Annotated in this window: 20 protein-coding genes and 1 pseudogene; 13 read left to right on the forward strand and 8 right to left on the reverse strand. The window is 68.1% G+C overall.

Going from position 1 to position 24,292, the window contains the following annotated elements:
• Nucleotides 1–90: 90 nt before the first annotated feature.
• From ABLG96_RS03615 to ABLG96_RS03625, 3 genes are read left to right on the forward strand one after another with little or no spacing between them, the layout of a single operon-like run.
• Nucleotides 91–1,113, forward strand: coding sequence for a Fic family protein (locus tag ABLG96_RS03615; RefSeq protein ID WP_353650053.1), 1,023 nt, complete (start codon nucleotides 91–93; stop codon nucleotides 1,111–1,113).
• Nucleotides 1,110–4,472 carry a DEAD/DEAH box helicase family protein gene (locus tag ABLG96_RS03620; RefSeq protein ID WP_353650054.1) on the forward strand — a complete coding sequence of 1,121 codons (3,363 nt, stop codon included), beginning with the start codon at nucleotides 1,110–1,112 and terminating at the stop codon, nucleotides 4,470–4,472. The genes ABLG96_RS03615 and ABLG96_RS03620 overlap by 4 nt, the downstream gene beginning before the upstream one ends.
• A 60-nt stretch (nucleotides 4,473–4,532) precedes the next feature.
• Nucleotides 4,533–6,782, forward strand: a complete 2,250-nt coding sequence (locus tag ABLG96_RS03625; RefSeq protein ID WP_353650055.1) for an EAL domain-containing protein — start codon at nucleotides 4,533–4,535, stop codon at nucleotides 6,780–6,782.
• 16 nt (nucleotides 6,783–6,798) lie between these two features.
• On the opposite strand, the gene ABLG96_RS03630 is transcribed toward ABLG96_RS03625, so the two are convergent.
• On the reverse strand, nucleotides 6,799–8,394 hold the full coding sequence (locus ABLG96_RS03630) for an MFS transporter (RefSeq protein ID WP_353650056.1): 1,596 nt from the start codon (nucleotides 8,392–8,394) through the stop codon (nucleotides 6,799–6,801).
• A gap of 52 nt (nucleotides 8,395–8,446) precedes the next feature.
• Here ABLG96_RS03630 and ABLG96_RS03635 point away from each other — a divergent pair, with 52 nt between their 5' ends.
• On the forward strand, nucleotides 8,447–9,100 hold the full coding sequence (locus ABLG96_RS03635) for a TetR/AcrR family transcriptional regulator (RefSeq protein ID WP_353651369.1): 654 nt from the start codon (nucleotides 8,447–8,449) through the stop codon (nucleotides 9,098–9,100).
• A gap of 19 nt (nucleotides 9,101–9,119) precedes the next feature.
• Here ABLG96_RS03635 and ABLG96_RS03640 read toward each other — a convergent pair whose 3' ends face one another.
• The 6 genes from ABLG96_RS03640 to ABLG96_RS03665 are packed head-to-tail and all read right to left on the reverse strand — an operon-like array spanning nucleotide 9,120 to nucleotide 13,098.
• Nucleotides 9,120–9,590 (reverse strand): HIT domain-containing protein, encoded by a 471-nt coding sequence (locus tag ABLG96_RS03640; RefSeq protein ID WP_353650057.1) that lies wholly within the window; start codon nucleotides 9,588–9,590, stop codon nucleotides 9,120–9,122.
• 23 nt (nucleotides 9,591–9,613) lie between these two features.
• Nucleotides 9,614–9,820, reverse strand: a complete 207-nt coding sequence (locus ABLG96_RS03645) for an RNA-binding S4 domain-containing protein (RefSeq protein WP_353650058.1) — start codon at nucleotides 9,818–9,820, stop codon at nucleotides 9,614–9,616.
• Between the two features lie 5 nt (nucleotides 9,821–9,825).
• A complete protein-coding gene (locus ABLG96_RS03650; protein ID WP_353650059.1) occupies nucleotides 9,826–10,278 on the reverse strand; it encodes a hypothetical protein in 453 nt (150 codons plus the stop codon).
• Complete coding sequence (locus ABLG96_RS03655; RefSeq protein ID WP_353650060.1) at nucleotides 10,275–11,702, reverse strand: molybdopterin-dependent oxidoreductase; 1,428 nt, start codon at nucleotides 11,700–11,702, stop codon at nucleotides 10,275–10,277. Before ABLG96_RS03655 ends, ABLG96_RS03650 begins: the two co-directional genes overlap by 4 nt.
• Complete coding sequence (locus ABLG96_RS03660; protein WP_353650061.1) at nucleotides 11,699–12,373, reverse strand: DUF2064 domain-containing protein; 675 nt, start codon at nucleotides 12,371–12,373, stop codon at nucleotides 11,699–11,701. The genes ABLG96_RS03655 and ABLG96_RS03660 overlap by 4 nt, the downstream gene beginning before the upstream one ends.
• Entirely contained in the window at nucleotides 12,370–13,098 is a 729-nt protein-coding gene (locus tag ABLG96_RS03665; protein WP_353650062.1) for a glycosyltransferase family 2 protein, read from the reverse strand. The genes ABLG96_RS03660 and ABLG96_RS03665 overlap by 4 nt, the downstream gene beginning before the upstream one ends.
• A 144-nt stretch (nucleotides 13,099–13,242) precedes the next feature.
• Here ABLG96_RS03665 and ABLG96_RS03670 point away from each other — a divergent pair, with 144 nt between their 5' ends.
• The 8 genes and pseudogenes from ABLG96_RS03670 (at nucleotide 13,243) to ABLG96_RS03705 (ending at nucleotide 21,138) form a co-directional block, all read left to right on the forward strand.
• Nucleotides 13,243–14,730, forward strand: coding sequence for a hypothetical protein (locus tag ABLG96_RS03670; RefSeq protein WP_353650063.1), 1,488 nt, complete (start codon nucleotides 13,243–13,245; stop codon nucleotides 14,728–14,730).
• Nucleotides 14,731–14,734: 4 nt separating this feature from the next.
• Nucleotides 14,735–15,472: a response regulator transcription factor gene (locus ABLG96_RS03675; protein ID WP_353650064.1), complete on the forward strand. Its 738-nt coding sequence runs from the start codon at nucleotides 14,735–14,737 to the stop codon at nucleotides 15,470–15,472.
• Nucleotides 15,469–16,536 carry a HAMP domain-containing sensor histidine kinase gene (locus tag ABLG96_RS03680; protein WP_353650065.1) on the forward strand — a complete coding sequence of 356 codons (1,068 nt, stop codon included), beginning with the start codon at nucleotides 15,469–15,471 and terminating at the stop codon, nucleotides 16,534–16,536. Before ABLG96_RS03675 ends, ABLG96_RS03680 begins: the two co-directional genes overlap by 4 nt.
• A gap of 46 nt (nucleotides 16,537–16,582) precedes the next feature.
• Nucleotides 16,583–17,668 carry an NAD-dependent epimerase/dehydratase family protein gene (locus ABLG96_RS03685; RefSeq protein WP_353650066.1) on the forward strand — a complete coding sequence of 362 codons (1,086 nt, stop codon included), beginning with the start codon at nucleotides 16,583–16,585 and terminating at the stop codon, nucleotides 17,666–17,668.
• 60 nt (nucleotides 17,669–17,728) lie between these two features.
• Complete coding sequence (locus tag ABLG96_RS03690) at nucleotides 17,729–19,195, forward strand: cytosine permease (RefSeq protein ID WP_353650067.1); 1,467 nt, start codon at nucleotides 17,729–17,731, stop codon at nucleotides 19,193–19,195.
• Complete coding sequence (locus ABLG96_RS03695) at nucleotides 19,192–19,731, forward strand: isochorismatase family protein (RefSeq protein ID WP_353650068.1); 540 nt, start codon at nucleotides 19,192–19,194, stop codon at nucleotides 19,729–19,731. The genes ABLG96_RS03690 and ABLG96_RS03695 overlap by 4 nt, the downstream gene beginning before the upstream one ends.
• Nucleotides 19,732–19,756: 25 nt before the next feature.
• A pseudogene (locus ABLG96_RS03700) lies at nucleotides 19,757–20,068 on the forward strand (ROK family protein); the annotation flags it as partial.
• A 236-nt stretch (nucleotides 20,069–20,304) separates the two neighbouring features.
• Entirely contained in the window at nucleotides 20,305–21,138 is an 834-nt protein-coding gene (locus ABLG96_RS03705) for a serine hydrolase (RefSeq protein ID WP_353650069.1), read from the forward strand.
• Between the two features lie 148 nt (nucleotides 21,139–21,286).
• On the opposite strand, the gene ABLG96_RS03710 is transcribed toward ABLG96_RS03705, so the two are convergent.
• Entirely contained in the window at nucleotides 21,287–23,365 is a 2,079-nt protein-coding gene (locus tag ABLG96_RS03710) for a hypothetical protein (RefSeq protein WP_353650070.1), read from the reverse strand.
• 110 nt (nucleotides 23,366–23,475) lie between these two features.
• Between ABLG96_RS03710 and ABLG96_RS03715 the strand changes: the two genes are divergently transcribed.
• Nucleotides 23,476–24,285 carry a serine hydrolase domain-containing protein gene (locus tag ABLG96_RS03715; RefSeq protein ID WP_353650071.1) on the forward strand — a complete coding sequence of 270 codons (810 nt, stop codon included), beginning with the start codon at nucleotides 23,476–23,478 and terminating at the stop codon, nucleotides 24,283–24,285.
• The last annotated feature ends 7 nt before the right edge of the window (nucleotides 24,286–24,292 follow it).

Here is a 24,292-nt window from a genome sequence, read left to right on the forward strand (position 1 = left end):
ATAAGATCAATTCGGTTGCCAGAGCCCTGATTAACTTCAGATCCGGGCTGGTGACGCTGCTGAACATCGGGCCACCGTGGGGGGAGCGAGATGACACGAGGCAGGCCGTCGCGCGCCACGGTGTACGCCCGTCTCGAGAGTGCCATCAACGAGCTCAACCACCGCTTCGGCGGCCTTCCGTCACCGACGGAAGCCAAGTTCGTCTGGGACGACATCTGGCATCTGGAAGCCCACCACTCGACCGCGTTGGAGGGCAACACCCTCGTCTTGCGTGAAGTGGAGGCACTGCTCGACCGTGGCCGGGCCGTCGGGTCGAAGCCGCTCAAGGAATACCTGGAGGTGCAGGGATACGCGGCTGCCGCCCACTGGGTCTACAGCCAAGCGGTCGAAGCGGATAATGACCCCGACGCCGTGCTCATCACCGTCACCGAAATTCGGCGCATCCACGAGTTGGCACTCGGCCCCGTCTGGCAGGTCGCGCCGCATCCGGATGCCACCGAGCGGGAGGTGCCCGGTCAGTTCCGCGAACACGAGATCGCGCCGTTCGGCAGCGGGATGGTCCCGCCGACCTGGCCGTTGGTACCGGCTCAGCTGACGGGTTGGGTCGACAAGGTGAACGCGAGCCGGGAAGCGCTGGTGGACCGGCAGTCTGATGCGATCCCCGTCCCGGAACTGCTGGCCGAGCTGCATTCCGGCTTCGAGCAGATCCACCCGTTCCTCGACGGCAACGGGCGAACGGGACGTCTTGCTCTCAACCTGGTGCTCGTCCGGTCAGGATTTCCACCGGTGGTGGTGCTGAAGCAGCAGCGACCCGGCTATCTGACTGCGCTGCAGCGCAGCGATGACGGAGACCACGGTGCCCTCGGCGAGATTCTGGCCCGGGGCATGCTCGACAACCTGAACCGATTCATCGTTCCGGCGGTTGCCGGCCCGGCCCGGCTGGTACCACTGGCTGCGCTGGCCGACGCCGAGTTCTCGGTGGCCGCCCTCCGACAAGCAGCCCAGCGAGGGCGACTCGAAGCCGTCCAGAGCGCAGATGGTGTGTGGCGCAGTACCCGAGCTGCCGTAGCCCACTACGCAGTCGTCAAAGGTCAACGCGGGGGTCCCGGATGAGCAACTTCGCCTTTCTCAGGACGGCGATGCCGTCGGTATACGGCGACTGCGCCAGAGCCGAGTCGTACCTCAGCAGCGACCCGCGGTCGGTGTGTTTCTACAGTCGGCGCGCCATCGAGCTGCTGGTCGAGCGGCTGTACGACGTGCTGGATCTCCCGCAGCCGTACAAGAAGGACCTGGCTGCCCGCACGGATGCGCCGGGGTTCAAGAAGATCACCGGTCTCGGAATCACCCAGAAGCTGACGTTGATCCGGATGATGGGCAACAACGCTGTCCACAAGAGCCAGCCGATCTCGCCGCACACCGCGCTCCAGGTCGTGCAGCAGCTGTTCGATGTGATGGTCTGGGCGACCTTCCACCACTCGGCTGCTCCGCAGCTTTCGCCGACCGGGTCCCAGTTCGACCCGGCGCTGGCCGCCAAGGCCGCACCGCTCAGCCGCGACGAGATCGGCGCGCTGTTCCAGAAATTCAAGGTCCAGGACGAAGCCCACGCCCAACAGCTGGCTGCGAAGAACGATCTGCTGCTCGCCCACGAGGCCGAGATCGCGAAGCTGCGAGCGCAGATCGCGGCCGCGCAGGCGGCGAACCAGAAGGTCGACGATCACGACTACTCCGAGGCGGAAACTCGGGATCTGTTCATCGATCTGATGCTGAACGAGGCGGGCTGGCCGCTCGTGGACAAACAGAATCGCGAGTATCCCGTCACCGGTATGCCCAACGGGCCGGGCAAGGGATTTGTCGACTACGTGCTGTGGGGTGCTGACGGGCTGCCGCTCGCGGTGGTCGAGGCCAAGCGCACCACGAAAAGTGCCTTGCACGGTCAGCAGCAGGCGAAACTGTACGCAGACTGCCTCGAGCAGCAGTTCGGTCGACGACCGATCGTGTTTTACACCAACGGCTATCAGCACTGGCTCTGGGACGACAAGGGCGGCTATCCGCCGCGGGAGATCCAGGGTTTCTACACGCGCGACGAACTGGATCTGCTGATCCAACGACGCACCACCAGGCTGCCGTTGAGCACGGGGATTGTCGATGCGGCCGTCGCCGGCCGGCCCTACCAGGTCCGCGCCATCAAGGCGGTGGGCGATGCCTTCGATCGCAAGCAGCGACAAGCCCTGCTGGTGATGGCGACCGGCTCCGGCAAGACCCGCACCGTCATCGCGCTCGTCGAACAGCTGATGAAGGCCAACTGGTGCAAGCGTGTGCTCTTCCTCGCCGACCGGACTGCGCTCGTCAACCAGGCGGCCAATGCCTTCAAGACCCACCTGCCCAGCGTGACGACCGTCAACCTGGTGACGGAGAAGGCCGTCGACGGCCGGGTGTATGTCTCCACATATCCGACGATGCTGAACCTGATCAACCAGCTCGACGGCACCCGGAAGTTCGGGCCCGGCTACTTCGACCTCATCGTGATCGACGAGGCGCACCGCTCGGTGTACGCCAAGTACGGTGCGATCTTCGACTGGTTCGACTCGCTGCTCGTCGGACTCACAGCCACCCCCAAGGACGAGGTCGACCACAACACGTACCGGCTCTTCCACCTGGAGGACGGTGTCCCGACAGATGCCTACAGTCTCGAAGAGGCCGTGTCCGAGGGGTATCTCGTACCGCCCAAGGGTGTTGCGGTCGGGACGAAGTTCCTCCGACAGGGCATCAAGTACGACGACCTCTCCGATGAGGAGAAAGACGAATGGGACGCGATCGACTGGGACGACGACGGAGCGATCCCGAGCGAGGTCGGCGCCGAGGAGATCATGCGGTTCCTGTTCAACGAGGACACCGTCGACAAAGTCCTGGGTTCGTTGATGGCCGACGGCTACAAGGTCGCGGGCGGGGACCGGATCGGTAAGACGATCATCTTCGCCAAGAGTCAGGCCCACGCCGAGTTCATCCAGAAACGGTTCGACCTCCAGTGGCCCGAGTATGCAGGGCATCTCGCGCGGATCATCACCCATGGGACGCCGTACGCACAGAGCCTCATCGACGACTTCTCCGTGCCCGGCAAAGACCCGCAGATCGCGATCAGCGTCGACATGCTCGACACCGGTATCGACGTTCCGGACGTGGTGAACCTGGTCTTCTTCAAGATGGTGCGCTCCAAGTCGAAGTTCTGGCAGATGATCGGCCGAGGCACCAGACTGCGCCCCGACCTCTTCGGCCCGGGCGCGGACAAGAAGGACTTCCTGGTGTTCGACTTCTGCGGCAACCTTGAGTTCTTCAGCCAGGACCTTCCCGGATCGCAGGGCTCCCTGCAGAAGTCGTTGACCCAGCGCATCTTCGAGTCGCGGCTGGGATTGGTGACCGCGCTGGATGGTGCGCACGTCTTCGATGACCTGCGCGCCGACACCGCATCCACCCTGCGGGACTTCGTTGCGGGCATGACCTTGGACAACGTCCTGGTACGGGCGCACCGCAAGTCGGTCGAGCAGTTCGCCGCAGCTGACTCCTGGGCATCGCTCAGCAACGAGGAAGCGGCCGAGGCTCTGGAGCTGGCCGGGCTGCCATCCAGCGTCAAGGACGCCGACGAAGCGGCGAAGCGGTTCGACCTGTTGATCCTGCGGCGCCAGCTCGCGCAGCTGGAAGGCGACGCTGTGGCGGCGGAGAAGATCCGGGAGACTGTCCAGGCGCTTGCGGTTGATCTTCTGGGCCGGACGGCGATTCCGGCGATCGCCGAGCAATCAGTCCTGCTGGAGTCGGTCGCCGGCGATGAATGGTGGATCGACATCACGTTGCCGATGCTGGAACACGCGCGGCTCAAGCTGCGCGGTTTGATCCGGTTCGTCGAGAGGACCAAGCGAAACCCGATCTACACCGACTTCGCGGACGAGCTGGGTGAGGCCACCGAGATCGTGCTGCCCGGCATCACCCCGGGCACGAACTTCGAACGATTCCGGGCGAAGGCGCGGGCATACCTGCTGGAACACGAGAACCATCTGACGCTGCAACGACTTCGACGCAACAAGCAGCTCACCGCAGAAGATCTCACGGCACTGGGTGAGCTGCTGCGGGACAGCGACAGCAGCTACCGGGTGGACATGGCATGGGTCAGCGAGTCGACCGGGGGCTTGGGGCTTTTCGTGCGATCTCTGGTCGGTCTGGACCGCGAGGCGGTGGCCGAGGCGTTCGCCGGCTACCTGGACGGCACCCGGTTCAGCATCGACCAGATCCGTTTCGTCAACCTGATCGTCGAGGAGCTCACGGCGAACGGGGTGATGGACCCGGGAAGATTGTTCGAATCGCCGTTCACCGACCAGGCGCCCACCGGTCCGACGAGCCTGTTCCCGGAGTCCGCTGTGGTCGAGATGGCGAAAATTCTGGCTGAGGTGAAGGCGACAGCCGTACCGACGGAGGTCGCCTGACGGCACCGAATTCCGAGGTCACGGTGAATACTGACCCTCGATCCGCACAGGAGGGACGGGATGAGCCGCACCACCGCATCGCACAGTGCTGCGCCGCAGCAGCCGGGAGAGTTCCCTGCGCTGCGTACCGGTGCCGTGCTGCCGTTCGCGGTCTGTACCGCCGTCGGTTTCGTGCTGCTGTTGTTCCCGCCCTACGAACGGGAATCCGCCGAGTACGTGATCAGCGGCTTCCTGCTCGCCGTCGTCCTGGTGGCCGCGGTGGTGCTGCCGTGGGAACGCTGGCCATCCTGGACGCACGCGATCCCGCCGCTGTCGTTCTTCCTCGTGATCGCGGTGATGCTGGATCTGTCGGGCGGATCGTCGTCGGTCCTGACGCCGATCGTGACGGTCCCGGTGCTCTGGCTCGCCCTGTTCGGCAGTCGGTGGGCACTGCATGCCGCAGCCGTGGCGACCGGTCTGCTGTTCCTGGTGCCGCTGGTGCTGATCGGGGGCGCCGACTACCCCGCGTCCGGGTGGCGCCGTGCGGTGATGTGGATGGCCGTCGTCTGGATCGTCGTTCCGTTCGTGCAGGCCGCAGTCCGTCGACTGGCCGCGAGGGAGCGCGAACTGGTCGACCTCAATGCCGACCTGGAAGCGGCCGACCGGCAGTGGCAGCTGTTCGCGAGCCAGCTGCCCGACAGCGTGGTCCTCATCGTTGACGCCGACCTGCGGTACGAGATGATTGCCGGCGCCGGGACGCTTCGGGAGCGGATGGACGGCTGGGTCGGCTCGACCCTGTTCGAGACCTCCTCCGCCGAGAACATCGCCCTGCTCGAGCCGCTCTACCGCGGCGCGCTGGCCGGGGAGCGCGGGGACGTCGAGCTGTTCGCGACGGCCAACGGACTTCTGCACGAAGTCACGGTCGTGCCGTTCGTCCACCACGGGCGCACCAGCGCCATGGTGGTGGCCTGGGACGTCAGCGCCGCCCAGAACCGGGAGGCGGAGATTCGCGGCTTCCAGGAACAACTGCAGCATCTTGCTTCCCACGATCCGTTGACCGGGTTGGCCAACCGTCGAAATTTCGACCTGGCATTGGCGGAACACCTCGCGGAGTGCGCGCGGACCGGATCCCAGGGCGCCGTGCTGATGCTCGATCTGGACCAGTTCAAGGAGGTCAACGACACCTTCGGGCACGGGGTCGGTGATCAGCTGATCGTGGAGGTCGGTCATCTGGTGCGGACCCTGCTGCCGGACTCGGACACCGTCGCCCGGCTCGGCGGCGACGAGTTCGCGATCCTGCTGCCGCGCGGTGGGAGGGCAGAGGCCGAGCAGGTGTCGCAGCGGATCGTGGAGGGCATCCGGGCGTTTGCCGCGTCCGCCGAGCAACCGTTCTCGCGTGCGCTGACCGTCAGTGTCGGGGCAGTGCTGATCAGCGAGGCCACCACCAGTGCGGCCGAGCTACTGGTGGCTGCGGACATGACGATGTACGACGCCAAGGACGCCGGTCGGGACCGTTACGAGATCTTCGACGCCAGGGACAGCACCAGTCCGCGCGCCGCCGCCCGAGTCAGCTGGGCGACCCGGATCCGGCACGCGCTGCGCGACGACCGATTCGTGTTGCATGTCCAGCCCGTCGTCGATCTGCGGACGCGGGAGGTGGCTGGGGTCGAGCTGTTGCTGCGGATGCTCGACGACGATGGGAGCCTGATCCCACCGGCCCGGTTCCTGCACGTCGCGGAACGAATGGGGCTGGCACCCGCCGTCGACCGATGGGTGATCGCGAGGGCGGTGAGGATGCTCGCAGAGACGATGGAGATCGGTCGACCGGTCGAGTTGTCGGTGAACGTCTCGGCGCACTCGCTCAATGACCTCGACTTCGTCGATGGCATCGAGGAGCTGGTCCGGGCGGCCGGAGTCGATCCCCAGCACCTCGTCTTCGAGATCACCGAAACCGCGGCGATCGCGAACATGGAGCGGGCTCGTAGCTTCGCAGACCGACTGCACGCCCTCGGCTGCCGGCTCGCCCTGGACGACTTCGGCGCCGGTCACGCATCGTTCTACTACCTCAAGCATCTGCCGTTCGACTTCATCAAGATCGACGGTGAGTTCGTCCGCTCGTGTACCACCGACACCTTCGACCGGCTGGTGATCGCCTCGGTCGTGGCCTTCAGCGCAGGGACCGGTCGACAGGTGATCGCCGAGTACGTCGGTGACGAGGCCACCGCGCTGGCCCTGCGGGACATGCACGTCGACTTCGGGCAGGGATTTCATCTGGGAAGGCCCGTTCCGTGGGAGGACTTCTTGCGGGACAACGGGATCGGCGGATCCTGACCGAGCGGCTCACTGCTCAGACCGCGTCAAGATCGTGGTGTTCCTCGGCGGTTCGCGAATCGTCCATGGTGAGTGCGCCGAGAACGGCGACCACCCCGACCAGCACCATCAGCGCCAGGTAGGCAACGCGTTCCCCGTGGAAGTAGGAGCTCACGAGTGCAGGACTCCAGGCACCGAGCGGGAGCACCGTCACCACCAGCGCGGCGATGAGCGTGCCCACCAGGGCGGTACCGATGCTGGTGCCGACCTCCTGAGCGGTGTCGTTGAGGGCTGCTCCGAGCGATGTCCGGTTGCTCGGCATCGCGTCGATGAGACCTACTGCGCAGATCGTCATCACCGTGCGCAGACCGACGGTCATGATCACCATGCCGACGGCGATCATCAGGTAGCCGTGGTCGACGGCCCAGGACAACCAGGCCAGTGAGACGGTCAACGACACTGCGCCGATCAGGCAGGCCACCCGACGGCCGTAGCGCGCCACGAGCAGTTCTGTCAGCGGGGTGGCGGCCAGCATGGTCAGGATGAAAGGCAGGTTGGCCAGACCCGCTCGGATAGGGCTCCAGCCGTAGGCGTACTGGAAGTGCAGGACGAGGCTGAACAGCACGCCGATCATCGCCATCGAGGTGCCGAGCTGAGCCAGGGCCGCCCCGCGGATCGTCCTGTCGTGCAACAGGTGCAGGTCCAGCATCGGGAAAGCGGCCCTCCGTTCGCGCACGACGAAGCCGATGCCGGCAGCGATCGCACCGCTCGCCGAGAGCAGGGTCGGTACGGACAGCCAGCCGTGCTCGACGCCGCTGGTCAGCGTGTAACAGGCGAGGCCGATCCCGAGGATGGTGAGCGCGGCGCCGGGGATGTCCAGAACGTCGCGCGTGAGGTCCTCAGGACGGTCGGGATCGACTCCGAGCCGGACACCGAGGAACGCGATCAACGCGATGGGGGCGTTGATGAGCAGCAGCCACTGCCAGCTGACGTGGGTGAGCGCTGTCCCGCCGAGCAGCGGCCCGAGGATGAAGCCGCTCATTCCGACGACGATCATCACCGTCATGGCGCGCATCCGCAGCGCCTGGTCATCGAACAGGCGGAAGACCAGTGAGTTGGTGATCGGCGCCGTCGCCGCCGCCGCGATTCCGAGACCTGCCCGCAGGGCGATCAACTCGCCGGTGGTCGTGACCGCAAGCACGAGCAAGCTCATCAGGCCGAACGCGGTCAGCCCGACCTGCAGAACCCGCCTGCGGCCGAACCGGTCGGCGATGGAGCCGGCGGTCAGCAACAGGCCGCCGAAGGTGAGCGAGTAGGCCCCGGTGATCCACTGCAGAGACGTGGTGCTGCCCTGCAGGTCGCGTCCGATGGTCGGCAACGCAATCGTCAAGAGGGTGTTGTCGACCATCTCGACGAAGAAGGCCAGGCAGAGTGCTGCGAGCGGGATCCAGGCGGCCCGCAGTGAGGGGTAGGAGCGCGACCCCGTGGTCGTGGCGGGATCGGTCGGCACAGCGTCGGCCGCGGCAGGTGAGGGGGATTTCGGTGTGGTCATGAGGAACCTCCAGTATCGAACGACGTTCGATAATCGAACGTGGTTCGAACTATAGAACCCCGTTCGGTAGAGTGCAACCATGCCGCCGAATCGCCCAGGAGCAGCCGCCGTCCGTCGCCGTGCATCGCACTCGATGGAGGCGGTGCTGACCGAGGCCGTCAGGCTGTTGGACGAATCGGGCGAGCCGGCACTGACCTTCCGGGCGCTGGCGGCCCGGCTCGGTGGCGGAGTCGGCAGCATCTACTGGTACGTCGAGAGCAAGGACGAGCTGCTCGACCGGGCAGCCGACCACGTGCTCGCGACCGTGCTCGAGGACACCGAGCGTTTTGTCGACGCGGACGATCCGATCGATGCCCTCCGCGGGATCGGCGTCACCCTCTACGACGCCGCCGTCGTGCGACCCTGGCTGGGCAACTACTTCATGCGCAACACCGAGTTCCAACCGAACTCACTGCTGCTGTACGAGCGGATCGGTGGGCAGATCCTGCGACTCCACCTGACTGCGCGCGAGACATTCCATGCCGCGTCAGCAGTGGTGGGTTTCGTCATCGGGTTGGCAGCCGACATGGGCCAGGATCCCCCGCAGGAAGTGGTCAGTGGCGAGGTCGGTCGGGACGAGTACCTCGCCCGTTTCGTAGCGCAGTGGCGTTCGCTCGATCCGACTGCATATCCGTTCCTGCACACGATCATCGACGAGTTCGAGGGCCACGACGATGCCGATCAGTTCCGGGCAGGCTTCGACCTGCTGCTGGACGGGTTGCGCCGGCAGGCGGCCAGGGAGCGCTGAGCTCCTGCCTGGTGGCCGCTCACGACGGTGGGGTCAATCCCGCTCGCAGTCGCTCAGCCCATCCGGCCCGCACCGCGGCGTCGATCCAGGCTGTGTCGTCGTGCCGGCGGTACAGCTCGTCGCCTGCGTACCGCGGGAAGACGTGGACATGGACGTGCCACAGATCCTGGTCGCCGGCCGGCTCGTTGTGCTGGCGAATCGAGATCCCGTCGCAGCCGTAGGAGCTGTGCATCGCCACAGCGACCCGTTGCACGAGGCCGAACAGCGCAGCGTTCTGCGCGACAGACAGGCCGTACAGGTTCTCGACGTGATCCGTGTTGCACACCAACGCATTTCCGGGTTGATCCACCCAGGCCTTCGGCGAGATCCGGGCGAAGGCAAGCGGTTCGACGGCGACGAGGTCGCTCGCGCGGTTCCATTCGTTCTCGACACCGACCAGCAGGGCGCAGAGCGGGCAGTGGTAGCCATCGGGTTCGTGTGAGGCTTCCATTCCGTGGACCGGCATCGCCGACCTCAGCTGACGCGGACCGCGATGCCGTCGAAGACCACGACATCGCCGCGGTGCAGCTGACGTCCGCGGCGGGTGTCGACCTCGCCGTTCACCGTCACTGCGCCGTCGGCCAGCAGCGGTCGCACGTCCGCGCCATTGTCGACCGCGCCGGCCAACTTCAGCAATTGTCCGAGGCGGATCATGTCGCCGGTGATACTCACGTCTTCCATGAGGCTCATTGTCCTCGCAGCGGCGACCCTTCGGTCACCGGCACCGAAGGAGCCGGTTGGTGCCCGCGACGACGCACCAACCACCAGCCGAGCATGGCCGCCCACAGGATGACGAGGTAGACGAGGAACCCTGTCGGGTAATCGCGATCGAGCAACGTCGGGTTGTCGAGCCGCAACCCCGGCCGGGTGAGGAACGGCGCACCCACGAACAGCAGCGCCACCGAGATGACTCCGCCGACCACCGCAGGTCCGCGGGCCGCGAACGGCAACCGCAGGACGAGCCAGCCGACCACTGCGACGGCCGGCATGATCACTGCATCGGACAGGATCGGTGGGATCAGGAACCACTTGCCGAAGCTGAACCAGTCGGCCGGTCCGGCCAGCGCATCGATGAGTTCCAGCAGGCCGATCACCCCCAGGCCGATGCCGACCGCGACCAGCACGATGCGGGTGATCATGACGCCACCTCGATCCGGGTCAGCCATTTCGTCTGCAGCACACCGGGTCTGCCGGGAGCGATCAGTCGGGCCGGATAACCGTGCTCCGGATGCAGATCCTCACCGGCCAGCTGGAGTGCGATCAGGGTCAGCGGGTCGTCCACCGAACCCGGCGGCACCACCGAACGGCCGTACAGCCCCGAGTCCAGCGAGACCATCTGCGCCGCACCGCGGGTGACGCCGGCCCGGTCCAGCAGATCGCCCAGTGGAACACCGGTCCACGTCGCGGTGCGCGCCCAACCCTCGACGCAGGCGATCGGCAGGTCGGCCGTGCGCTGCGGGAGAGCTCTCAGCTCGGCGAGGGTGAAGCTCCGGCCGGTACCTCCGGTGCCGACGATCGTCAGCTTCCAGTCGGCGGCGGCAATGGCAGCGCCGACCCCCGCTGCTGCCACGGTGCGGTTGACCGGAAGTCCCTGCGGCCCCGATCCGCCGCGTTGGGCGAGCACCGAGATGGGGGAGAGCGCGGGGATGCGGTCGCTGACCGTGGCCAGGGTGACGGTGCCGACGGCGCCGGCACCGAGCAGCATCAAGCCGCGGCGGCTCAGGGCCGGCGGATGGTCGCGGCGTTCGGTGCCGGTGTCGGGACTGATCGGAGCGGAGTCGGGGTCTCGACTTGCTGCGCTCGCTCGACCACCGGGTTGTTCCGTGCTCGCTCGACCATCTTCATCGGCGGGGGGTGCAGTGTCGGGACTGATCGCAGCGGAATCGGGGTCTCGACGCGCTCCTTCGTCGCTTGCTCGACCACCTTCCGGGGGAGCGCTCGCTGGACTGGCGGGTTCGTCGGTGCTCGCTCGAGCACCAGCGCTCGCGCGAGCACCCGCGCCCAGGACCGTGCGGATCACGGGCAGCTTGACGGCGATGTGCACGATCACGGATCCGATCGCGATCCAGGCCACCGCGTAGTGGACGGTCGGGAAGAAGAACGTCCACGGGTAGAACTCGGCGACGTTCAGCAGACCGCTGATCAGCTCGAAGGCGACCGAGGCGATGAGCACCAGGATCGATCCGCGTTCCAGGAGCCGGATGATGCCGCCGAACAGCGGCCGCTGCCAGAACTTCGGCGTCACCACCCAGAGTTTCATCCCCAGCAGTGGGATCGCGGCGATCCCGCTGGTGACGTGCAGTCCCTGGGTCACCCGGTAGATCCAGACCGGCCGGTGCGGGAGGGTCAGCCAGCTCAACGGATGCTGCACGAAATGGCTGTACAGACCGGTGAGAAAGCAGACCAGTACACAGATCCCCAGCCAACGACCCACCCGGACAGTGGTGTCGACGGACCGCAGCCGGGAGGTGTAGTCGCCCTCTTCGGGGATGGGCGGGAACCGTCGTGCGAACGGGGGAACTGCCGACCGCACCGCAGAGGTGACCCGATCGCGGGTACTCATGCCACACCCCGTGCCGGGTGCGTCCGCACCAGAGCGACCGCCGCGGCGAAGCGGGAGGCGGGGGCGATGCCGGCCACGTGCCTGGCATCGTCCCAGGTGTCGACATCGACGAGAGTCGGCAGCAGCGCGACCGCCACACCGCGGCGAGCGAGGGCGGCCAGGGTGTCGTCGCCGGTCCGATCGGTCGACATCGTCACCGAGGCCAGCGCGGCGGCGTGCCCGGGATCGTGCAGTCCGAGCGCCCACCAACCACCGTCCTCGGCGCGTCCGAGCACCGCGTCGGTGTCGGCAAGCGTGTCGAACGACGCGTCGAGCAGGGGCTCCGTGAGTTGGGGTGTGTCCATCCCGACCTGCAGGACGGGGCCACCGAAGGCTCCGGCATCCGCGTGGGCGGCCACCAGCCGCTGCACGAAGGTGCTTCCACGTTGTTCCACCACGGCGCAGTGGCGCAGTGCGGGGAGCAGCTCCTCGCAACGCATCGCCTGCCGGAAGTCGCCGGTCACCGCGACGACGACGCGGGCGCGCGGCACTGCCAGCGAGCTGTACAGGGTGTCGAGCAGCGCGGCCGAGGCCAGCTCGGCAGCCTCCTGCGCGGTGAGGGTTCCGATCAGGCGGGTCTTGGCCAGGCCCGGAACCGGAGCCTTGGCGACGACGAGCAGGGTGCGAGTCACCGGGCGACCGAGGTCGGGCGGGTGCTCTCGGCACGATCCCAGGAGCGGCTCTGCAGCAGCACTCCGGCGAAATCCTTGGCCACGATCCAGCTGCCGCGGGCCGTACCGCTGATCTTGGATCGGGTCCCGGCCGCCCTGCGCCGGTAGCTGACGTCCCGTTCGACGATCCGCAGACCCTGCTGCTTGGCGCGCAGGAAGGTCTCCAGCGGGTATCCGCACCGCCGGTCCCGGACGTCGAGCGCTACCCAGGTCTGTCGACGGGCGATCCGCATCGGAGCCAGATCGTGCAACCGTGGCCCACCGAGCCCGATCATCGCGGACAGCACACTGTTGGCCAGCCGCGCGTGCCACGGCCACACTCCTGCGCTGACCGGACGTCGTGCGCCGCAGGCGATGTCCGCATCCCCGAGACGGACCAGGTCGAGCAGTGGGAGCAGCTCCGCGGCGTCCAGCGAGCCGTCGCAGTCCATCACCGCGACGAACTCGGCGGTGCACGCCGAGAGGCCGACGTCCACTGCTGCCCCGTATCCGCGGTTCGGCGCATGGACGACCGTCGCGCCGAGCTTCGCGCCGATCGACGCGCTGCCGTCCACGGAGCCGTTGTCGACCAGTACCGCTCGCCAACCCGCAGGCAGGGACGCGAGCACACCGGGGATGGCGGCGGCCTCGTCCAGGCACGGGAGGATGACGTCCACCGGAGCACGCGCGACGTCGAGTTCTTCCATGCGATCGACACTAGGAGCGGAACCTCTCCTGAAACCGGAATCGTTCCTTACGGCGCAGTGGTCATGCTGCGCAGGGGATTACGGAACGCTGACGTTCGGCCTCGGATCGCCCTGTGCCCGGTCCGGGTGAATAGCGTCGACCGGATGAGCGTGCTGCAGACTCCCGACTCGGCTGCTGTCGGGTCCGGCGCTGCCGTCGACCAGGACGCGTCCGCGGGTGCTGCAGCAGCGGTCCGGCGTGCTCCGTCCACGAGTTGGGTGGTCGTGCCGTTGGTGGCGGCGGTACTCCTGCTGACCATCGCCGCAGTGGTCGGAGCCATCCTGACCCGATCGGGAAGTCGGCTCTACGTCGACGCGCCGCCGCTGATCGCCCGATTGATTCCGCACGTGGGGCCGGGGACACCTGCCGCGATCCTGCTCGCACTGCTCGGGGTGGTGCTCGCCCGCAGGTGGCTGGGCCGGCTGCGGTGGTCGAGGCTGCTGCCGTTGAGCTATCTCGGAGCGCTCGCCTGGACGTTCTCGCTGTCGCTGATCGACACCGGCGAACGGAGTTGGGCAGCGCCCCTGGGTGAGAAGGACGAGTACCTGCACGATCTGCCGCGGGTCTCCGACGTCCACGGATTCCTGTCGTCCTTCTCCGACCACATCCTGGATTTCCAGCCCGGCAGCTGGACCACCCACGTCTCCAGTCATCCGCCGTTGGCCACGCTGTTCTTCTGGGCACTCGACCGGATCGGGCTGGGCGGACAGACCTGGGCTGGGATCGCCGTGATCGTCGTCGGGAGCACGGTCGCGGTCTCGGTACCGATCACCCTGCGGGCGCTGGGTGCGGCCGGCGCCGCGCGAGCGATGGTGCCGTTCGGGATCTTCTTCCCCGGCGCCGTGTGGGTCGGGACGTCCGCGGACGGCATGTTCGCCGGCGTGCTTGCTGCCGGGATCGCTGCTGCCGCCTGGGGTTCGACCAGGCGTTCGGCCCGGGCTGCCATCCCCTGGTCGTCGATCGGCGGGTTGCTCCTGGGAGCGACGCTGTACCTGTCGTACGGCCTGGCGGTGGCCATCGTGCTGGTCGCCGCTGTGTGCTGGTGCTCCTGGCGATCGGTGCGCACCCGCGGTGGGTCGGTGCGCCTGTGGAGCAGTGCCTGGGCGATGGTCGTCGTCGGGGTCGCGGCCGTGGCGATCTGGTTCTTCGCCAACGGTTTCCACTGGTTCTCCGCTCTGTCGTTGCTGCAGACGCGCTACTACCAGGGGATCGCGAGCGCGCGGCCGTACAGCTACTTCGTCTGGGCGAACCTGGCGGCGCTGGTGGTCTGTGCCGGACCCGCCTTCGCGACCTCGGTGACAGCCGCCGCTCGAGCGGCCTGGGCCGGTGTCCGTCACGGCCGGCGGACGGAGGGCGCCGCTCGCCGGCGGATCGGTGTCCCGGCGCTGCTGACGATGGCCACCGCGATCGCCGTGCTGCTCGCCGACCTGTCCGGGCTGTCCAAGGCCGAGACGGAGCGGATCTGGTTGCCGTTCGGCGTCTGGCTGCTCTGTGGGGTCGTAGGGCTGTCGCGGCAGTGGCGTTGGCGGTTGCTGGTGCTGCAGATCGGTACAGCGCTGCTCGTCAATCATCTGCTGCTGACACACTGGTGATCTGATGACGGATCCCCCGCGTCCCGCGACCGACGGCCCCAGCGGCGCCACCGTGCTGATCGTCGATGACGACCCGACGGTCCGCGAGGTCGTGCGCCGCTACCTGGTGCGCGACGGACACCGGGTGCTGGAGGCCGCCGACGGTGCCGACGCGCTGGCACTTGCCGCGCGGGAGCGCCCCGATCTCATCGTGCTGGATCTGATGCTGCCCGGGATCGACGGACTTGACGTCTGCCGGCACCTGCGCCGGACCTCGACGGTTCCGATCCTGATGCTGACGGCGCTGGGCGCGGAGTCCGACCGCGTCGTGGGCCTGGAGTACGGGGCGGACGATTATGTGGTGAAGCCGTTCTCGCCCCGCGAGTTGTCGCTGCGGGTCGGTCGGATCCTCGAACGCTCCCAGGCAGTCCGGACGGAACCTGCTGTACCGCAAGTGATGTGCGACGGCGACCTGATCGTCGACCCGCGTAGCAGGATCGCCCAGCGAGCCGGTGCACCGCTCGCGCTGACCACCCGGGAGTTCGACCTGCTGGTCCACCTGCTGCGGCATCCGGGCCAGGCCTTCACCAGGACCGCTCTGCTGGAACAGGTGTGGGACTGGTCGTTCGGCGACCAGTCGACCGTGACCGTCCACGTGCGTCGGCTGCGGGAGAAGATCGAGGTCGATCCGAGTCGTCCGACGAGGATCGTCACCCTCTGGGGCATCGGCTACCGGTTCGACCCGGAAGGACCAACTCCATGACCGACCTCTCACACATCCTGCCCTGGGCGCTGCTCGCGACGGTGGCGATCGTGTTGCTCGAGGCGATCCTGCTGCGCTGGATCCAACGCACCGCGCGAGGATCGGCGATCCCGGTGGCTGTCGGCGTACTCGTCGGTATGCCGGTGCTGTCGGTGCTCCTGTTCGTCGTCGCGATCAGCGGATTCATGTTCACCGACCAGGTCGGCTGGACGGCCGTCGCCTGCGGTCTCATCGCTGTCACGGTGGTACCGGTGTCGGTGTTGTTCGCCCGCAGGGTGATCCGGCGTGAGCTGGAGGCGGAGAGTCGACGCGCGAGCGAGCGGTCCGCCGAGACGTCCCGCCGGGAGCTGGTCGGTTGGATCAGCCACGATCTGCGCACCCCGCTCGCCGGGATCCGGGCGATGAGCGAGGCCCTTGAGGACGCCGTGGTCACCGATCCGCAGGACGTCACCCGCTATGCGCGCCGCATCGGCGACGAGACCCATCGGCTCTCGGCGATGGTGGACGACCTGTTCGAGCTCTCCAGGATCAACTCGGGCACGCTGACTCTCGCCGTCGAGCTGCTCTCGACAAAGAGTCTGGTCACCCAGGCGCTCGACGCGTCGATGCCCGCGGCGCAGGTCCGCCAGGTGCGACTGGAGAGCGGCACCGATGCGATCAGGGAGAGTTGGCCGACCGTCTCGGCGTCGCACCGCGAGATGGCCAGGGTGCTGGGCAACCTGTTGGTCAACGCCATCCGGCACACTCCCAGCGGCGGCACGGTACGGCTCAGCGTCGGCAACGACGAGGAGGCAGTGCTGCTCGTCGTGCAGGACGGCTGCGGGGGGATCCCCGAGCACGAACTGCCGTTCGTCTTCGACACCGCATTCCGGGGCGGGGATGCGCGCTCTCCGCATGAGGAATCGGCCGTCACCGGTCCCGGTGCCGGACTGGGGCTGGCGATCGCCCGGGGGCTGGTGGAGGCGCACGGTGGGTCGATCGCGGTGGCCAACCGTTGGCCGGGCTGCCGCTTCGAGGTCCGTCTGCCCGCGAGCGACACCCGTGCGGATGTTGTTGTTCCGTAAGGAAGGATCTCTCGTTCCGGCGTCGGACGACTGATCTGCTGTCGGTATGCGAGTTCTCGTCACCGGTGCTGCCGGTTTCATCGGATCGACCGTCTGCGACCGCTTGCGGGAGGCCGGCCACGAGGTGCTCGGCCTCGACCTGCTGATCCCCCAGGCGCACGGCGGCCCGCCGCCGTGGATGCCGGCAGACACCGTGATCGGCGACGTGCGCGACGGCGACCTGCTCGACTCCCTCGTGGCCGGGATCGACGTCGTATGCCACCAGGCGGCCATGGTCGGGCTCGGGGTGGATCTCGACGATGCACCGCTCTACGCCTCTCACAACGTCGTCGGCACCTCGACCCTGCTGGCAGCGATGGCCCGGGCCGGCGTCGGAAGTTTCGTCCAGGCCTCGTCGATGGTGGTGTACGGCGAAGGCCGCTACCGCTGCTCCGTCCACCAGGAGGTGCGGCCCCCGGCCCGCTCCGCAGCGGCGTTGGCGGCCGGCAGCTTCGAGCCGCAGTGTCCGCACTGCGCAGGCACGCTGACCTGGGCAGCGATCAGCGAGGGCGCATCGCTCGATCCGCGCAATGTCTACGCCGGCACCAAAGTTGCCCAGGAGCACCTGGCGACATCCTGGGCGATCGCCGCCGGCGGACGCGCCATCTCGTTGCGCTACCACAACGTCTATGGTCCGCGGATGCCGCGCGACACCCCGTACGCGGGGGTGGCTGCGTTGTTCCGCTCCGCGCTCGAGCGTGGTGAGGCGCCTCGGGTGTTCGAGGACGGCCGGCAGCTGCGCGACTTCGTGCACGTCGACGACATCGCCGCCGCGAACGTCGCAGCGATCGAGGCCCTGGGTCAGGTGACCAGGGGTCCGCTCGAGGAGCCCGGTCGAATGACGCCGCTCAACATCGCCTCCGGGGTACCGCACACGGTCAGCGAGTTGGCGGCCGCCCTGGCAGCGGCGATGGGCGGCCCGGAGCCGGTGGTCGTGGGAGGTGGCCGGGCCGGTGACGTCAGGCACGTGGTCGCTGATCCCGCGGCAGCGCGTGAGTTGATCGGCTATCGGCCGACGGTGGACTTCGATGCCGGGGTGCGGTCCTTCGCCACGGCCGTGCTCCGCCGATCTGTGATGGTCCCGACGGGCTGAGCAGGACCGGACCGGGTGGGGCTCTGGGAGTTCCTGGTGCTCAGTGGCAGGATCCCCGTCATGACACAGCTCGAACCGACGCAGGCCGCCCCTCGCGGAGTCGAGGCCAACGGCATCAACGCCATCGACGAGTCGGAACACCGGGGCACCCCGCGGGAGCTGTTCTGGCCGTGGTTCGCAGCCAACGTCTCGGTCTTCGGCATCAGCTACGCGGCTTTCATCCTGTACGCCGGGGTCTCGTTCTGGCAGGCGCTGATCGTCGGCGTGATCGGTATCGTCTTCTCGTTCCTGTTGTGCGGCCTGGTGTCCATCGCCGGCAAACGCGGTAACGCCCCCACGATGACGCTCTCCAGAGCTGCCTTCGGGACGGAGGGCAACCGGCTGCCGTCGCTGATCTCCTGGGTGCTGACGGTCGGGTGGGAGACCGCGCTGACAGCGCTGGCGGTGCTCGCGACCTCCACCGTGTTCGACGCCCTCGGCTGGGGCGGCGGCACCGGAGCGAAGATCATCGCGCTGGTGGTGGTTGCCGCACTCATCGTGATCGGCGGGATCCTCGGTTTCGACTTCATCATGAAGCTGCAGAAATGGATCACCATCGTCACCGGGGTGCTCACGGTGGTGTTCGTGATCGTGGTCGCGAACAAGATCGACTGGGCGGTGGTGAGCGCGCTGCCCGCCGGCTCGCTCGGCGCGTTCATCGGAGCCCTGGTGCTGGTGATGACGGGGTTCGGGCTGGGCTGGGTGAATGCTGCCGCCGACTATTCCCGTTACCTCCCGCGGTCCGCCTCGACCAGGGGTGTCGTCGGCTGGACGACACTCGGCGGCTCGATCGCGCCGATCCTGCTGGTGATCTTCGGCCTGCTGCTCGCCGGGAGCTCGACGGACCTGCGGGACGGAATCGCGGCGGATCCGATCGGTGCCCTCGTCACCACGGTGCCGACCTGGTTCCTGGTGCCGTTCGGCATCGTCGCCATCCTCGGTCTGATCGGCGGTGCGGTGCTGGACATCTACTCCTCCGGCCTGGCGCTTCTCTCGGTCGGGCTGAAGGCGCCGCGCTACGTCGCCGCTTCCATCGACGGGGTGCTGATGATCGCCGGGGCGATCTACGTGGTGTTCATCGCCGATGACTTCCTCGGACCGTTCCAGGGCTTCCTGATCACCCTCGGCGTCCCGATCGCGGTGTGGTGTGGCATCTTCCTGGCGGATGTGCAGCTGCGGAAGCAGCCCTACGCGATCGACGAGCTGTTCTCCCGCACCGGTCGCTACGGCACTGTCACCGTCTCGGCGGTGGTCCTCGTCGTCGTCGGGACGATCATCGGCTGGGGCCTGGTGGTGAGTACCTACCAGGGCTTCGGCTGGCAGGGGTACTTCATGGGCATCCTCGGCGGCAAGGCCGGGACGCTCGGCGGAGCCAACATCGGGGTGCTGGTCGCGCTGGTGCTCGGGTATGTGGTGACGCTCGTGCTGCGTCGGGACGCGGTGCGCCGACAGGAGGCGCTCCCCCTCATCGCCACCACGCCGCGATGACAACGGCGCTCATGCTGATCGACCTCCAGCGCATCTTCGCCGAACCACAGAGCCCCTGGGCCGCACCGGATTTCGATTCCGCTGCGGACAGCTGCCGGCGGCTGCTGGCGGGTTGGCACGGGCCGGTCGCCGTCACCCGGTTCGTCCTGCCGGAGCAGATCATGGGTGCCTGGCAGCCGTACTACCGGGACTGGCCGTTCGCCACCGATCCCGCCAACAGTGCGCTGTACGACCTGGTCGACGGCGTCGACACCACCGGTGCGGTGGCGATCGACCGGCCCAAGTTCGGCAAGTGGGACGCGGCGACGGCCGCCGCGTTGCCGGGCGTCACCGAGCTGGTGCTGGGCGGGGTGTCCACCGACTGCTGCGTGCTGGCGACAGCGCTGGCGGCGGCGGACGACGGGATCCAGGTGACGATCGCCACTGACGCCTGCGCCGGGGCCACCGCTGCGGACCACCAACGGGCGCTGGAGGCGATGGCCCTGTTCGCTCCGATGATCCGCCAGTCGACCGTTCAGGAGATCCTGGAGCGCTGAGCCGCACCAGCGCCGGGCCGCTGAGCGGGCCCGCGCCGGGAACGAGACGCTCCGAGCCGTGTTCGCCACCGCGCTCGGTGACGCGTTGGGCACGGTGGTCAACCTGGTCGATCCGGACCGGGTGGTGCTGGCGGGCGAGGGGATGCGCTACCACGACCTGATCCTCGCCCACTGCCGAACAGCGTTGCAGCGCGGCATGTTCGGGTCGATGAGCGAGTCGGACCTGATCCTCGTCCAGTCGGACGACACCGCCTGGGCCCGTGGTGCTGCGAGCCTCATCCTGGGCACCCTGTTCCGGCCACACCTGCACCACGGTGATGCCCGGACCCGAGCCTGATCACCCTGCAGGCCGGCTGAGACCGACCTGGTCGGGGAGTCGATGAGCACCTGGTGGCCCCTTCGTGGGTCGTGTCGCTCTCGGGTGACGTCAAGTGGCCCGTCGCCGAGCATTCCTGCAGAACCTTCTGCTGAGATGCTCGGTGAGCGGCCGTTCTCCGTCACGCACTGATCCGACTCCCGTGCGGGCGGTGGCCCCGGCGGGTGCCGGCAGGTGCTCCGAGGGAGGATTGCGGGATGACCTTCACCGACACCCTGATCGCAGCCGAGCCCGCCGTCCGAGCCCTGCTGGCCGCAGCCCCGGCGGAATTCACCGTCTCGGTGGCGGTTGACGACCTCCACGATGGCGGATTCTCGATCGACGGCGACCAGGTGTTCAGAGCGGCCTCCGTCATCAAGGTTCCGGTGATGACAGCCGTGCTGGAAGACGTTGCTGCCCAGCGACTCTCGCTGGACCAGCCGATATCGGTCGACGAGGCGGAACGGGTCGAGCCGTCCGGGGTGCTGTACGTCCTGCAGGACGTCCCCACGCCGTCGGTCCGCGACCTGCTGACGTTGATGATCGTGATCAGCGACAACATGGCGACCAACCTGCTGATCGACGCTGTCGGGATGGACAGGGTGAACGCGTCGATGCAGCATGCCGGTCTGACCTCCACGGTGCTGCGGCGCAGACTCAACACCACCGATCCCGCCTTCGCGAGCGTCCGCAACGAGATGACCGCGGCCGACGCAGCCCACGGATTGGTCCAGCTCGCCCGCGCCGAAGGCGTCTACGCCGACAGCGCGCTGCGCGAGGTCGCAATGACAGCGCTGCGGCGTCAGCAGCACATCGACCTGCTGCCGCGCCACCTCCCCGAGCCGATCATGCTGGCCCACAAGACAGGATCACTGGACGGCCTGCGGCACGATGCCGGCATCCTGCTCCGCGCCGGCGAGCCGGTGGCCGTCGTCGCGGTGTTCGCCGACGCGACCGATCACGGCGCCCACGACGTCGACCCGCAGACCGAGCGCGCGCTGGAGGACCTGACCGCAGAGATCGGTCGGGTACTCGGCGCCGCCCTGCGCTGAGTGCGCCGCGGTGCGCTGAGTGCGCCGCGGTGCGCTGAGTGCGCCGCGGCGCGGTGAGTGCTCCGCGTTGGTCGGGCTCCGCGTTGGTGGGGCTCCGCGTTGGTCGGGCTCCGCGTTGGTCGGGCACCCGCGCTGGACGAGCTCAGGGTCAGGGAGTCCAGGTGATGGTGGGACCTTCGTAGGACGGGTCTCGGCTCGTCACCGAGATCTTGTCCGGCTGCTTCAGGATGGCGCCCTGCGCCAGCGTGAGGCTCCGCCCCGGCAGCAGGTACAGGCCGGAGGCCGGACCGATGAAATCCCGCTCGTTGTAGAACGTCTCGGCCGCCGCGTCGCCGTCGAAGACCTTGGGTGACCAGCCGCTGAGCCGGAACGGGGTGTCGGTGTTGTTGGTGAACGTGCCCTCCACGGCGAGGTAGGTGGTGCCGTCGCCGGCGACCGCACCGACCGGGACCGCCGATCGGGTGCGCACCGCCACCGAGATTCCGGAGGCGTAGACGAAGGTGTCACCGAGCTTCCGCTCTGCCTCGTCGCCCTCCGCTTCCTTCGACGCCGCCACGGATCGGGGCTTCTGGGGACCCGTGGAGGACACCCAGGCCACGTCGAAGGGCTGGTCCGGTCGGAGCTGGACGACGACATCCGCTGGGTCCTTCGCCCAGCAGCCGAGCGTCAACGTCGCGGTCTTCCCCGGCTCCACCGACAGCTGTGCATCGCCGACACCCGAGGCCGAATCGACGACCGATTCACAGCTGAAACCGCCGCTGACCACACCGCTCAACAGGATCGAGGTGATCGGTTCCCTGGAACCGTTGGTGATCGTCACCGTGTACTTCACCGCACGAGCACCGCGGGGTTGGCGGGTCGTGTTCCTGGCCGTGAAGCTCGCCGGCTTGCTGACGAGCGCGGTGACACCGTTCGTCCAGGTGATCTTGGAGCCGAAGGCGACCTGTGCAGCACCGCGCACGGCGATGTCGTCGGACACCGGACCGGGCGCTGTGCCGCCGGAGGTCGGCGGGGTTGGCGTCTTCGCTCCGGGTTCGGTGGTGCTGTAGATCGGGGCGGGCAGATTGGTGAAGACGACCGATCCGCTGTCCCGGAACCGGACGTCCAGCACCAGGCCTGCGGTGCCCGACAGCCCGAAGGCGATCTTGACCGTGAACGTCGAACCGGGTGGGTAGCGGCCCTCCGGCAGTGAGCCGATCTTCTGCGACCGCGCGCGGACCTGGACCCGCTGCACCGTCTTCTCGGCGAGTCCGTAGCTGAGAGCTGTCGGGGTGATCGTCTCCCGCGAGCCGTTGGTCACGGTGAGGGTGGTCTGCAGGTAGCGCGGCGACTTCTCGCCGTAGGCGTCCTCGCCGGGCGTGTAGGCCCTGAACGTGCCGACGGCCACCGAGATCCCGCTGGCGAAGGTGAACTTCCCGCCGAGCTTCTGCACCCCGGTGAACTCGGCGAGCGGGGAGCCGCTGCCCGATTCCTTCGTGGTCCTGCCGGTTCCGTCCAGCGCGTAGCCGACCTCCTCGCTGTCGGAATCCGCCGCGACGAGCACCGCGACGGTGCTGCTCGTGCTCAATCCGTACGCCCAGGTCCAGGTGGCGCTCTGGCCGGGTACCAACGAGATCTCCGGTGGGCTCGGCAGGCCGCCGTCGTAGTACCGGCGACCCCTGGACTCGCCACCGCTGTCGGCCCGGAACAGCAGCTCCTGCGCCTGGTAGGCCTGCTTGCTGCCGTTGACGAGGGTGATGGCGAAGGTGACGAACTCCTTGCCGTACTTCTTGCTCTCCGCAGCGTCCTTCGGCGTGTACTTCTTCGGCGCCGCGACGGTCACCGTGATCCCGTTGGCCCAGCTGTAGCTCTGACCGAAGGCGAGCACCGGCGGCTCGGCGGGGTCGGGGGGCTCGCTGGTGGAGGTCGTGGTGGAGGTCGTGGTGGAGGTCGTGGTGGTGCTGTCCGTGGTCACCGGCGGCTCGGTGGTCGGCTCGGTGGTCGGCCCGGTGGTCGGCTCGGTGGTCGGCTCCGGTGTGCTGGTCGGCGACTCGTCCGTGGACGAGGCCGCCGAGCCCTCCGTCGTCGGCAGGGCAGGAGCCGACGAGGCGGGATCCACCGCGACGCCGCCGACGCTCGCGCCGCATCCGGCGATCGCCAGAGCGGCCGTCACCCCGAGCAGCAGTGAGACCACGGGGCCGCGGCGGGCAGGACGGACGAGGATGCGGTGCTGCAGACCGGGACGCACGGCTGGGGTTCCTCTCGTCGGACCTCTGATCGGAGGCCTACACCGTAGCGAGCCGGGGTCGCAGCCGTGGACGTTCCGGCTCCGACGACCCGGCGGGTAGCTTCGTCGCTGTGACCTCGGACCTCAGCGCGGTGCTCGACGGATGGCCGGTCGACCGGGCGGCCGTCGCCGTGATCGGACCCTCCGGGGTGCTCACCGCGGCCGGCGACGACGGCACCTTCCGCTGGGCATCGGTGACCAAGGTGGTCACCGCCCTCGCCGTGCTCGACGTCGTCGCGGACGGATTGTTGTCGCTCGACACGCCTGCCGGGCCCGAGGGTGCAACCCTGCGGCACCTGCTCTCGCACGCTTCGGGGGTCGCGATGGACTCGGATGACGTGCTCGCGGCCCCCGGAACGAGGCGGATCTACTCGAACCGGGGGATCGAGATCGCCGCCGACCTGGCCGCGGAGGCGGCGGCACTGTCGGTGAAGGAGCTGCTGGCCCAGCGGGTGTTGGAGCCACTCGGCATGACGTCGACCCTGGAAGGCTCTGCAGCCCACGGGATGTCGGGCACCATCGCCGACCTGGCCGCGCTGGCCGCCGAGTTGCTCACCCCCCGGCAGACCCTCCCCGGCGTCGTGGTCGGCGCGTCCACCTGTGCATTCCCCGGTCTGCCGGGTGTGCTGCCCGGCTACGGTCGGCAGACCACCAACGACTGGGGTCTCGGCTGCGAGATCAAGGACGGTAAGAGCCCGCACTGGACCGCTCCGGCGAACTCACCGGCCACCTTCGGCCACTTCGGTCAGTCGGGCAGCTTCCTCTGGGTCGATCCGGACGTGCAGCTCGCCTGCGTCAGCCTGGCGAGCAAGGGTTTCGGGCCGTGGGCTGTCGACTCCTGGCCCCCCCTGTCCAGTACGGTGCTGCGGCAGTTCGGCTGAGCCCGCT

The sequence above is a fragment of the Nakamurella sp. A5-74 genome (assembly GCF_040438885.1).
Lineage (GTDB): Bacteria > Actinomycetota > Actinomycetes > Mycobacteriales > Nakamurellaceae > Nakamurella.

Bases quoted from the DNA above. Each gene is read 5' to 3' on its own strand.
- ABLG96_RS03645 (WP_353650058.1), bottom strand. From the start codon at position 9,820: ATGGAAGACGTGAGTATCACCGGCGACATGATCCGCCTCGGACAATTG.
- ABLG96_RS03670 (WP_353650063.1), top strand. From the start codon at position 13,243: ATGAGCGTGCTGCAGACTCCCGACTCGGCTGCTGTCGGGTCCGGCGCT.
- ABLG96_RS03685 (WP_353650066.1), top strand. From the start codon at position 16,583: ATGCGAGTTCTCGTCACCGGTGCTGCCGGTTTCATCGGATCGACCGTC.
- ABLG96_RS03640 (WP_353650057.1), bottom strand. From the start codon at position 9,590: ATGGAAGCCTCACACGAACCCGATGGCTACCACTGCCCGCTCTGCGCC.
- ABLG96_RS03675 (WP_353650064.1), top strand. From the start codon at position 14,735: ATGACGGATCCCCCGCGTCCCGCGACCGACGGCCCCAGCGGCGCCACC.
- ABLG96_RS03690 (WP_353650067.1), top strand. From the start codon at position 17,729: ATGACACAGCTCGAACCGACGCAGGCCGCCCCTCGCGGAGTCGAGGCC.
- ABLG96_RS03705 (WP_353650069.1), top strand. From the start codon at position 20,305: ATGACCTTCACCGACACCCTGATCGCAGCCGAGCCCGCCGTCCGAGCC.
- ABLG96_RS03615 (WP_353650053.1), top strand. From the start codon at position 91: ATGACACGAGGCAGGCCGTCGCGCGCCACGGTGTACGCCCGTCTCGAG.
- ABLG96_RS03620 (WP_353650054.1), top strand. From the start codon at position 1,110: ATGAGCAACTTCGCCTTTCTCAGGACGGCGATGCCGTCGGTATACGGC.
- ABLG96_RS03665 (WP_353650062.1), bottom strand. From the start codon at position 13,098: ATGGAAGAACTCGACGTCGCGCGTGCTCCGGTGGACGTCATCCTCCCG.
- ABLG96_RS03650 (WP_353650059.1), bottom strand. From the start codon at position 10,278: ATGATCACCCGCATCGTGCTGGTCGCGGTCGGCATCGGCCTGGGGGTG.
- ABLG96_RS03630 (WP_353650056.1), bottom strand. From the start codon at position 8,394: ATGGTTGCACTCTACCGAACGGGGTTCTATAGTTCGAACCACGTTCGA.
- ABLG96_RS03680 (WP_353650065.1), top strand. From the start codon at position 15,469: ATGACCGACCTCTCACACATCCTGCCCTGGGCGCTGCTCGCGACGGTG.
- ABLG96_RS03635 (WP_353651369.1), top strand. From the start codon at position 8,447: ATGGAGGCGGTGCTGACCGAGGCCGTCAGGCTGTTGGACGAATCGGGC.
- ABLG96_RS03695 (WP_353650068.1), top strand. From the start codon at position 19,192: ATGACAACGGCGCTCATGCTGATCGACCTCCAGCGCATCTTCGCCGAA.
- ABLG96_RS03655 (WP_353650060.1), bottom strand. From the start codon at position 11,702: ATGAGTACCCGCGATCGGGTCACCTCTGCGGTGCGGTCGGCAGTTCCC.
- ABLG96_RS03625 (WP_353650055.1), top strand. From the start codon at position 4,533: ATGAGCCGCACCACCGCATCGCACAGTGCTGCGCCGCAGCAGCCGGGA.